7 protein-coding genes, 1 pseudogene and 2 riboswitches are annotated in these 10,599 nt (G+C 63.4%); of the genes and pseudogenes, 4 read left to right on the top strand and 4 right to left on the bottom strand.

Annotation, left to right across the window (positions count from 1 at the left end; all coding sequences use genetic code 11):
* The first annotated feature begins 152 nt into the window (after window positions 1–152).
* Entirely contained in the window at window positions 153–1,076 is a 924-nt protein-coding gene (locus tag M0D68_RS21485; protein WP_200619250.1) for a flagellar brake protein, read from the top strand.
* Between the two features lie 47 nt (window positions 1,077–1,123).
* Here M0D68_RS21485 and M0D68_RS21480 read toward each other — a convergent pair whose 3' ends face one another.
* The 4 genes from M0D68_RS21480 to cobW form a co-directional block, all read right to left on the bottom strand.
* On the bottom strand, window positions 1,124–1,714 hold the full coding sequence (locus M0D68_RS21480) for a VWA domain-containing protein (RefSeq protein ID WP_200619249.1): 591 nt from the start codon (window positions 1,712–1,714) through the stop codon (window positions 1,124–1,126).
* An 80-nt stretch (window positions 1,715–1,794) separates the two neighbouring features.
* Window positions 1,795–2,856 carry an ATP-binding protein gene (locus M0D68_RS21475; protein WP_266225338.1) on the bottom strand — a complete coding sequence of 354 codons (1,062 nt, stop codon included), beginning with the start codon at window positions 2,854–2,856 and terminating at the stop codon, window positions 1,795–1,797.
* Entirely contained in the window at window positions 2,853–6,653 is a 3,801-nt protein-coding gene (gene cobN / locus M0D68_RS21470; protein ID WP_266225337.1) for a cobaltochelatase subunit CobN, read from the bottom strand. The genes M0D68_RS21475 and cobN overlap by 4 nt, the downstream gene beginning before the upstream one ends.
* Window positions 6,654–6,659: 6 nt before the next feature.
* Entirely contained in the window at window positions 6,660–7,760 is a 1,101-nt protein-coding gene (cobW, locus tag M0D68_RS21465) for a cobalamin biosynthesis protein CobW (RefSeq protein ID WP_301713967.1), read from the bottom strand.
* Between the two features lie 183 nt (window positions 7,761–7,943).
* Window positions 7,944–8,217, bottom strand: a riboswitch (cobalamin riboswitch).
* 79 nt (window positions 8,218–8,296) lie between these two features.
* A riboswitch (cobalamin riboswitch) is annotated at window positions 8,297–8,525 on the top strand.
* A 223-nt stretch (window positions 8,526–8,748) separates the two neighbouring features.
* On the opposite strand from cobW, the pseudogene cobA reads away from it, so the two are divergent.
* The 3 genes and pseudogenes from cobA to cobO all read left to right on the top strand — a co-directional run.
* Window positions 8,749–9,465: pseudogene (gene cobA, locus M0D68_RS36655) on the top strand (uroporphyrinogen-III C-methyltransferase); the annotation flags it as partial.
* Window positions 9,442–9,999: a cobalamin biosynthesis protein gene (locus tag M0D68_RS36650; RefSeq protein ID WP_308187607.1), complete on the top strand. Its 558-nt coding sequence runs from the start codon at window positions 9,442–9,444 to the stop codon at window positions 9,997–9,999. The pseudogene cobA and the gene M0D68_RS36650, both read left to right, overlap by 24 nt.
* On the top strand, window positions 9,996–10,598 hold the full coding sequence (gene cobO / locus M0D68_RS21455) for a cob(I)yrinic acid a,c-diamide adenosyltransferase (RefSeq protein WP_093638791.1): 603 nt from the start codon (window positions 9,996–9,998) through the stop codon (window positions 10,596–10,598). Before M0D68_RS36650 ends, cobO begins: the two co-directional genes overlap by 4 nt.
* The last annotated feature ends 1 nt before the right edge of the window (window position 10,599 follow it).

Genomic DNA, 10,599 nt, shown 5'->3' with positions numbered 1-10,599 from the left:
GCAAAGAAAGTAAGTGCCGCCCCGCACAGGGGCAACGCTAATAGACCACTAACAATTCAAGGAAAACCACAAGCCCTAAGCAAACAACCCCTAAAGCTCCCAGCCAGCACAGCCGTAAACAAGTAATCCCGCCACATATTTAGCCACCGACCATGGAAAACCAGACAGAAGCCCAAGCGACGGCCCCAACCCCGTCGCTGACTCTGGAAGCCGTACCAGTAGGCACCCCACTCGACTGGCCGATCGCAGACTCCAACGGCACACTCCTCTTCGCCGCCGGCACCATCCTGGCGACCACGGACGAGCGCCAATTCCTCTTCGCCAACTTCCACCCGCACCGCGGCGACCTGTTGGAAAAGGCCCCGCAACCAGAGCCCCAGGCCGATCAACCCACCACCGCCAGCCTCACACTAAAAGACATGCACCTGACAATAGGTGCATTAGTCGGCGTGCGCTCCCAACTCGGCAGCGGCGCCCCGATGCATCCATGCCGCATCATTGGCTTCGCGCCCAACCATGCGCTTTTCGTCACGCCACCACTACAAGACGGCCGCATCCTCCCGCTACGCCTCGGTGAAAACATCGAGATCGTCGCCATAGCGAGTCATGCCGTGTTTCGTTTCGTCTGCACGGTCGAGGCCGTGTGCCGCGCCCCATTCGACTACGTGGTGCTATCGAAGCCTGGCGTGATCCGCCGCCTGCGCGAACGCAAGTCGATCCGCGTCCACGCGCACCTCGCGGTGCGCTTCGGCATCGGCGAAACCGGTGACTCATATGACGGCCTGGGCCTCGCCAAAAGCATCAGCGCACTCGGCATGTCGCTGGCCGCTTCGTGGACGCTGGGTGCAGTCGGCGAACGACTGCGCATCGCCTTCAGCCTCAAATCGGCGGAAATGCACACGGAGATCGAAACCACCGCAGTCATCCGCAACCTGCAGAAAGGCAGTGCGCCGGGCGAGCCGTCGACTCACGGCCTCGAACTCGATCGACTCGACGCCGCGCAGCAGATGGCGATGAAAGTCTTCGTATTCGACCGCCAGGACGATGTGCAGTACTGGTCCAACGGTTTGAAATAAGCGCACGAAAAAGACGTGCAGCAGCACGTCGCCCGTGACGTTCAAACTCAGGCGATTAGTTCGTCCGGCGTAAACAGCGCCGCGCCCCATGCATCGGCAAGCGTCCGGCAACGGCCCAGCCGTATCGCCTCTCGTTCGAAATCGACGAATACCACCTCGTCCGCATGGCGCGGCCGCACCGGCTGATCGCCACTGCGACCGTCAGTCAGGATCCACAGCCAGCGCTGCTGCGCGGGCTTGCGTCGGGCGCTGCGCTCCAGCACCTGCGCAGCCTGACGCACACCGGACGCTAGCGGCGTCCCACCGCCCCCGCCCACCGGCCTTAGCCACCGCTCATTCCACCAGCGCGGCACAGCCGGACCGAAACGCAGATCAGCGCCAGCCCCGCCAAAACACACCAGCGCCGCCTCGGCGCGAGCGGCGCTTGCGCGATCGAACAGCGCGATCAACAGACCCTTGGCGAGCGCGAGGCGTTGCCCGCCAAGCATGGAACCGGAACAATCGAGCACGAAGCAATGCAGCACACCGCTCCGTGGTGCTTCTCGCGCGAAACGCAGCTGCTCGGCGCGCAACGTGTCCCGACGCTTTGCGATGAGCGTCGGCAGCCATGCAATGCGCTTGCCCGGCGCGCCTTGCAAGTGGCTGCGCGGACCTGCGCCGGCACCTTGCCGCCATCGAAAACCGCTGCGCGAGTCAGCGGCGGCGCCCTTCCGATGGCTCAGCGTTTTTTTGCGTTGAGCGGAATGACGCCTTTCACCTGCGCGACGCCAGCAGGTTGCGGTGGCAAGTAACCCCAATCGCCATCGCCAGCGGCAGCGCCTGGCGTTGCATCCAGCGAAGATGACGAGGACGCTGCATCCGCGTCGGCAGCCTGCCGCGGCGCTTCGCTCTCACGTGCGTCGCCACCTGCACGCGTCTCGCGATCGTGGCGCCGATGCATCAGCACCGACTCAGCGACCCGCTCGACATGCTCCGTCGTCACCGCATCCGCCTGCTCCAGCGCCGCCAATGCCCGCGCAGCGCGCAGCATCACGAGATCGGCACGCAACCCATCGACCGCCGCATCGATGCACAGCGCACTGACATGCGCATGCACAGCATCGTCGAAATCGAGTTGCGGCAGCGCTTCACGCGCCGCGCGAATCCGCTGAACATACGATTCCTGTTGCTGGGCATATCCCGCGCGAAAGCCTTGCGGATCGAGATCGAACGCCAGGCGCGCCTTGACGATCTGCTGACGCACCTGCGGCTCAAAACAGTTCTGCAGCCCGACCATCAGACCAAAGCGATCGATCAGTTGCGGCCGCAACTCGCCTTCTTCCGGATTCATCGTGCCGATCAGCACGAAGCTCGCATCGTGGCTATGCGAGATGCCATCGCGTTCGATCGTATTCACACCACTAGCCGCCGCATCGAGTAACGCATCGACAAGCGCGTCGGGCAGCAGATTCACTTCATCGACATACAGCACGCCGCGATGCGCTTTCGCGAGCAAGCCAGGCGAGAAACGCACCGAGCCGTCACGCAGCACGGTTTCGATATCGAGCGTGCCGATCAAGCGGTCTTCACTTGCGCCGAGCGGCAAATTCACCAATTGCCCTTCGGGCAACAATTCAGCAAGCGCGCGCGCCGCGGTCGATTTCGCCGTGCCACGAGGCCCGCTCACCAACACGCCACCCAGACCCGGATCGATCGCAGCGAGCAGGAGCGCCTGCTGCAATGGCGTCTGGCCGATCAGCGCGGCAAAGGGAAAGGCGGGCCGTTGGGTCGCAGCGTTCATGTTTGCATTCCTTCAATCTGCTGCTCGCTCGCGAGCAGATGCTGTTCGACTTGCGCGCGATAGTCGCCGGGCGCCTGCCACAAACCGCGCTGCATCGCTTCGAGCAGACGCTCGCAGATCGAATGCATGGCGTGCGGATTGTGCCGCTGCAAGAACTCGCGTGTGTCGGCGTCGTTCAGATAAGCATCGGTGACAAGCGCATATTGATGATCGGCGATCACCCGCGCGGTTGCATCGTAGCCGTAGAGATAATCGACCGTCGCCGCAATTTCAGCGGCGCCCTTGTAGCCATGGCGTTTCACGCCATCGAGCCATTTCGGATTGACCACGCGCGAGCGGACCACCCGCGCGATCTCTTCGTGCAGCGTGCGGACACGCGGCGCGGCCGGATTGCTGTGATCCGCGTGATAGATCTGCGGTTGAGTGCCAGCCAGGTGCCGTACCGCCGCGACCATGCCACCCTGGAACTGGTAGTAATCGTTCGAATCGAGCAGGTCGTGTTCGCGGTTGTCCTGGTTCTGCAGCACGACGTCCATCGCGGCGAGGCGTGTGCCGAACGCCTGGCGTGCTTCTTCGCCGGCGCTTTTCTGCGTGTAGGCGTAACCGCCCCACGCCTGATAGGCATTCGCGAGATCGGCGTCGGTTTGCCATTGCTGCGAGTCGATCATGTCCTGCAGACCCGCGCCATACGCGCCGGGCCGCGCGCTGAACACGCGCCAGCCGGCGCGCTTGCGCGCCTCGGCGGCATCCATGCCGTGTGCAATCAGGGCATCGCGTTCGCGCAGCACGCGCGCGCGGATCGGGTTCAGGTCCTCGGGTTCGTCGAGTTCGGCCACGGCCTGCACGGCGGCGTCGAACAGATGCATCACGTTCGCGAAGGCATCACGGAAAAAGCCGGATACGCGCAATGTGACATCGATACGCGGCCGGTCAAAGGCCTCGATCGGCATGATTTCGAAGTCGGTCACGCGATGACTGCCCGGCGCCCACTTCGGCCGCACGCCGAGTAAAGCAAGTGCCTGGGCGATATCGTCGCCACCGGTGCGCATGGTGGCGGTGCCCCATACCGAGAGGCCGATCGCGCACGGATAATCGCCGTTCTCCTGCAAGTGCCGTTCAATCAACTGCTGCGCGGATTTCAAACCGAGCGACCATGCCGCTTGCGTCGGCACGGCGCGCGTATCGACCGAATAGAAGTTGCGGCCGGTAGGCAGCACGTCGGGCCGTCCGCGCGACGGCGACCCGCTCGGCCCCGGCGGCACGAAACGCCCTTCAAGACCGCGCTTCAGGTTCAGCATTTCCTGCGAACCGCAGGCGTCGAGCCGCGGCAATACGTCGTTGCGCAGGCGTTCGATCACACGTTCGGCTTGCGGCAAAGTCCCGCTTGCGGGCGCCGTCCCGGACGTTTCATCGCCGCACACTTCACGCAACATCTCAGCCGCCAGCAGTTCCAGACGCTCGCGTGTATCGCCACAATGCCGCCAGGGCGCATCGCTCACCCGCTGCAATACCTCGGGACGTGGACCGTCCCACGCCGCAGCCCAATCCACCGACAACGGATCAAACAGATGATCCATCAGCAGATCGCGCGCCAACGCGTCGACCAAACCAGCCTTGCCGCCCTGGCCATCGCCGACCGGAAAGCGCCCCAAGGCCAGCAACGTATCGCGCCGCTGCACACCTTCAGGCGACTGTCCGAACGTATGCAAACCGTCGCGAATCTGCGCCTCCTTCAACTCGCACAGCCACGCATCGACGCGTGTCAGCAACGCATCTTCATCGTCCTGACCGTTCGGCTCCGCGAGACTCAGCTCGTCATGCAGCTTATGCTCGACGATGGTCGCGAGAATCGTGCGCCTTAACAGTTTCGAGCGGCGCGGGTCGACCATCAGCGCTTCGTAGTATTCGTCGACCTGACGCTCGAGGTCCTGCAACGGCCCGTAACTTTCGGCGCGCGTGAGCGGCGGCATCAGGTGATCGATGATCACGGCCTGCGCGCGACGCTTCGCCTGACTGCCCTCGCCCGGATCGTTGACGATGAACGGATACAGATGCGGCATTGGACCGAGAATCAGATCGGGCCAGCAGGCATCGCTCAACGCGACGCTCTTGCCCGGCAGCCATTCGAGATTGCCGTGCTTGCCGACATGCACGACCGCGTCGATGCCAAACTGATGACGCAGCCAGAAATAGAACGCCAGATACGCATGCGGCGGCACGAGTTCAGCGTCGTGATAGCTCGCGTAATCGCCCTGCTCGCGTGAACGCGACGGCTGAATCCCAACGAACACCTGCCCGCAACGCCAGCCCGCGATCATGAAACGGCCGCGCCGCAGCGTCGGATCCTGCTCGGGAAAGCCCCAACGCGCGTTCAGTGCGTTGCGGGCTTCCGCCGGCAACGCGTTGAAGTACACAAGGTAATCGTCGAGCGCCAGGCTTTGTAACGCGGGTCGCAAGTCGCGCACGACCGGATCGTTGGTCACGCCTTCGGTCAGCTTCTTCAACAACGCGTCGCCGTCGGCGGGCAGTTCGGCCACGCGATATCCCTCATCGCGCAACATCGAAAGAAGGCCGACCACCGAGGCCGGCGTATCGAGCCCCACGCCATTGCCGATGCGCCCTTCGCTCATCGGATAGTTGGCGAGGATCAGCGCGAGTTTCTTGTCCGCGTTGTCGAGCGTGCGCAGGCGGCACCAGCGGCGGCTTAGTTCGGCCAGAAAGCCGACGCGTTCGAGGTCCGGCTGGTAGCGGACCACATCGACTTCGGTATGCGGGCAACGATAGGCGAGCCCCTTGAAACTGATCGCCCGCGTGATGATGCGGCCGTCCACTTCCGGCAGCGCAATATGCATGGCGATATCGCGCGAGTTGAGCCCCTGATTGTCCTTGACCCAATCTTCACGATTACCGCCGCTAAGGATCACCTGGAGCACCGGCGCGTCACCGGCGAGCGCGAGCGGCTCGGGGTCGTCGATAGCAGACGCGGCGAATGCGGTTGTATTCAGCACCAGCGCAACATCATGTTGCGCGCACAACTGCTGTACGACGTCGCGGCTCATCACATCTTTAAGCGAAGTAATTGCGATCGGCAACGGATTCAGACCTTGTGCTTCGAGTGCATCGATCAGGGCGTCGAACACCGCTGTGTTGGCCGCCTGCAAATGCGCCTTGTAGAACAGAATCGCAGCGACCGGCGCGTCATCACGCCAGCGCGCCTGCCAGTCGGCAATGGTCGGTGTGTCGCGTTCGGGATGGTAGAGCGTCGCGGCAGGCAAGGCGCGCGGCAGCGCAGGCTCGCGCCCCCAGCCAAGCGAGCGGTACGCGATAAAACGCAGGAACGCCTCGGCATTCTGCGGTCCGCCTTCACGCAGATAGCGCCATAGCTGATGGCACAGTTCGGCGTCGGCGGTGCTGCGCGCGAGCAGGTTCGGGTCTTCCTGCAGATCGCCGGAGAACATCGCGAGCGTCTGCTGCTTGCGCTCGGCGAGGGCGACCACCTGTTCAATGCCGTACGGCCAGTACGCCTCGCCGCCGAGATGATCGACCACCACGACACGCGCATGCTGCAACACGTCTTCGACATAGAAATCGACCGAAGCCGGTTGCCGCAAATACGTGACGTTCGCAAGCCGCACGCTCGGAAAACCCTCGCCCAGACGCGGAAACACGCTCGCGAGCAATGACAGCGTGGTATCCGCGGAACTGAGCACCACGATATCGGCGGGCTGCTGATCGATCCGGATCACGCCCTGTGTATCGTCGACAAAACCGCCCGGCGTGGTGCGCAGCAGATGCATGACCGGTTACGCCTGTTGCGGCTGAGCGTTCGCCACCGCGCCCAAGGCGGCGTCGAATGCCTGTTGCAACGCGGCCTGGTCGAGGTCTTCGCCGATCAGCACAAAGCGGCTTTGTTGCTCGGCGCCCGTTTCACCCGCTTGCCAGCGCCGGTCGAAGTAACTATCGAATCGACGGCCCACGCCCTGTATCACCAGACGCATCGCCGCACCCGGCAGCGCCGCGAAACCTTTGACGCGGTAAATCGTGTTGGTTTCGACGAGCCCTTGCAACGCGGCGATCACAGCTTCGCGCGACGAAACATTCGCGTGCACCACCACCGAATCGAACTCGTCGTGATGATGATCGGCGTCTTCGGCCGAACCGTGATGGTCGTGGCGTAGATGGATTGTTTCTTCCGAGGCCGCTTCGAGACCCAGCAACGTATGCAGGTCGAGTTGCCCCATCTGCGCGCGCACGATCTTCACTTGCGGCGGAATTTCTTCGCGAATAACGGCTTCGACAGCAGCTTGACGCGCTTCGTCGAGCAGATCGGTTTTGTTCAGAATCACCAGATCGGCCGCCGACAATTGATCTTCGAACAGTTCGTGCAGCGGCGATTCGTGATCGAGATTCGCATCGGCCTTGCGTTGCGCATCCACGGCGACCGGGTTGTCGGCGAACTGGCCGCTCGACGCGGCCGGGCCGTCTACCACGGTGACGACCGCGTCGACGGTAAAGCTATTCTTGATCTGCGGCCAGTTGAACGCCTGCACCAGCGGTTTCGGCAACGCGAGACCTGACGTTTCGATCAGCACGTGATCGATCTGCTCGCGGCGCTCCACCAGCTTTTCCATCACCGGGAAAAACTCCTCTTGCACGGTGCAGCACAGGCAGCCGTTCGCGAGTTCATACAGTTGCCCTTCGGTCTCGACGCCGTTCTCATCGCAGCCGATACCGCAACCCTTGAGGATTTCCCCGTCGATGCCGAGCTCGCCGAACTCGTTGACGATCACCGCGATGCGCTTGCCGCCCGCATGCTGAAGAATGTGCCGCAGCAGCGTGGTCTTGCCGCTGCCGAGAAAGCCCGTGACGATGGTGACGGGGATCTTGCGCATTTGAGTTTGCATCGTGAGGTCCATCCGTAGGAGTTGCTCGTGCACGCCGAGGCATCGTGTATAGGCCGGGCAAACGGGGCACATACCCCAAACCACGACATTAACAAAACACGGGGACGAACAACGGCGTTGCCGAGGCAACCAAAAACTGGAAACGAGAATGAGGTCATGAACGCGCCACCGCATCCCCGCGATGGTCGTTCTTCGTAGTCTGGCCGGTATCCGGGCTGGCGAAAGCGCCGCTTCCCCTTCCCGGACGAGTGGTTTCTCGCCCAGTGGTTATATGCCGACGCGGCCTTGCGCGTGGACATCGAAGCCGGCTCCGCGGCGCTCAAGAACGCACCGCTTTTCGCTTACCGTTGCGGGGGCAGCACAGGTTGACCCGGTCCATTGCAGGTGGGCACCCTGTTTCCCGTTTAACTGCATGCGCACGAGCGCGCACACGAGCACCAAAGTGCGTGCGAGTTTAGGCCGAGCGCCCCCTGCCGTCAAGGAAACGCGGGCTTCGGCAAGGCCTTTCCACAGTGCCGGCGCGGCCTGCCGTGTGCTATCGTATGCGCGCGTTTGGTGCCCGCATATGCGATCGCATGTGCAGTTAAACGGGAAACAGGCCGCGCTCGCTGCGCTCAACCTGTGCTGTCCCCGCAACGGTAAGCGACCTGCGGTGCTTTCGCATCGCGCATGCGTTTTTGATGCCACTGTCCGACGAATCCGGACGGGAAGGCAAAACGCATGAGGCCGTCAGCCCGGATACCGGCCAGACGCGGAGGCAGCGAACGTCACGCTGCCGGCCGCCGGAATCCGCGAGGGACGGATGTGAAGGCGCTGAAGCACGACGTGGCGCGGCCGTTGGCGTTTTCCTGTGGGAAACGCGGCGAGCGGCGTTTTTCGTCGCGCGTAATCTGTTGCACCGCATGACCTCAATTTCTGCCGCCTCCGGCCTCTTCGCGCCTCAGCCGCTCCCATTCGTCACGACATGGCGTGCGCCATGCACGCTGCGATGAGCCGCGCCTGGCTGATCGGCGCCGGTCCCGGCGACGTCGAACTGATGACGCTCAAAGCGACGCGCGCGTTGGCGCAAGCCGATGTGGTGCTGGTCGACGATCTGGTGAATCCTGAAGTACTGCAGTTCGCGCGCGCCGATGCGCTGGTCGTGTATGTCGGCAAACGCGGCGGGCATCCGTCGACGCCGCAGGCCGGCATCGTCGCGCAAATGCTCGAGCATTTGCGGGCGGGACGCAGCGTCGCCCGTTTGAAAGGCGGCGATCCGTTCGTGTTCGGCCGTGGCGGCGAAGAACAAGAAGCGCTCCATGCCGCAGGCATTAGCGTCGACGTGATCAACGGCATCACCGCCGGGATTGCGGCGCCCGCGGCAATCGGCATTCCTGTGACGCATCGCGATCACGCGCAAGGCGTGGTGTTCGTCACCGGACACGGCGCCGGCAGCGGCGAGCCGGACTGGGCCGCGCTCGTCGCTACGCGAATGACGCTGGTGATTTACATGGGCATGCGGCGACTGAACGAAATCGTCGACGCATTGCTCGCGGCCGGGATGAGCGCCGATACGCCGTGCGCCGCGATCGAATCGGCGACGCGCCCCGAGCAACGGCATGCGCTCGCGCGGCTCGGGGAGTTCGCGGAAACGGTCTCGCGCGCCGGGCTCGGGTCGCCGGCGATCGTGGTGATCGGCGGTGTGGCGTCGTTGGCTTTGGCGCGGGATGCGGTGAATGCCGGCAGCGAATCCCACAGACATGCAAGGAAAACGCTAACCGTCGGCATCGGTTGTCGTTTGCACAGCTCCGCCGAGGAAATCGAAACGGCTGTGCGCGCCACGCTCGGCTCGCATTCATTCGACGAAATCAGTACGATCGCCTCGGTTGACCTCAAAGCCCACGAAACCGGCTTGCTCGAATTTTGCGCACGTCATGCGTTGCCGCTGAAGCTGTTCAGCCGCGAGCAGATTGCGGCGATCTCCGTGGAGGATCCGTCGGCGGCCACACGCGAGCACCTCGGCATAGACGGCGTCTGCGAGCCGTGCGCCTTGCTCGCTGCGGCGACCGAATCTGATGCGGCCCATGCCTCAATTAGCTCAATGACCCCAGTTGCCTCGTTTGCAGCCGATACCGCCAACGCACGGCTACTCGTGCGCAAAACCGTACATGCCGGCATCACCGTCGCGATAGCATCGACCACCGCCCGCCTCGCCTGCGAACACGCAAACAACGACACTCAAGAACAGGACCTTCCATGAAGACCGATCCCGAATCGCATCAACGCATGACCGAGCGCCGGCGCGAGGGCCACGAGAAGAAGCAGGCCAGCGCCACCGTCGAAAAAGGTCTGCTGATCGTCAATACCGGCACCGGCAAAGGCAAAACCACCGCCGCGTTCGGCATGGCCGTGCGCGTGCTTGGACACGGCATGCGCCTCGGCGTCGTGCAATTCATCAAGGGCGCGCTGCATACGTCGGAGCGCGACTTTCTCGGCGCAATCGCCAATTGCGACTTCGTCACGATGGGCGACGGCTATACCTGGAACACGCAGAATCGCGACGCCGACATCGCCACCGCGCGCAAAGGGTGGAACGAAGCACGCCGCATGATCGAAAGCGGCGACTATCAGATGGTGATCCTCGACGAACTGAACACCGTGCTGAAGTACGAATACCTGCCGCTCGACGAAGTGCTGTCGGTACTGACCGGGCGCGCGGAGATGCTGCACGTGGTGGTGACCGGCCGTCACGCGCCGGACGCGCTGATCGAAGCCGCCGACCTCGTCACCGAAATGCGCATCGTCAAGCACCCGTATCGCGAGCAAGGCGTGAAAGCGCAGCGCGGCGTGGAGTTCTGAG

Origin of the sequence: Paraburkholderia sp. SEWSISQ10-3 4, assembly GCF_030464785.1 — a bacterium.
In the GTDB taxonomy this organism is placed as follows: domain Bacteria; phylum Pseudomonadota; class Gammaproteobacteria; order Burkholderiales; family Burkholderiaceae; genus Paraburkholderia; species Paraburkholderia aspalathi.
The sequence above is the reverse complement of the archived record's forward strand: the minus strand, read 5'-3'. Positions and strand labels throughout refer to the sequence as shown.

Coding starts and splice junctions, on each gene's coding strand:
- M0D68_RS21485 (WP_200619250.1), top strand. CDS start 153: ATGGAAAACCAGACAGAAGCCCAAGCGACGGCCCCAACCCCGTCGCTG.
- M0D68_RS21475 (WP_266225338.1), bottom strand. CDS start 2,856: ATGAACGCTGCGACCCAACGGCCCGCCTTTCCCTTTGCCGCGCTGATC.
- cobN (WP_266225337.1), bottom strand. CDS start 6,653: ATGCATCTGCTGCGCACCACGCCGGGCGGTTTTGTCGACGATACACAG.
- cobW (WP_301713967.1), bottom strand. CDS start 7,760: ATGCAAACTCAAATGCGCAAGATCCCCGTCACCATCGTCACGGGCTTT.
- cobO (WP_093638791.1), top strand. CDS start 9,996: ATGAAGACCGATCCCGAATCGCATCAACGCATGACCGAGCGCCGGCGC.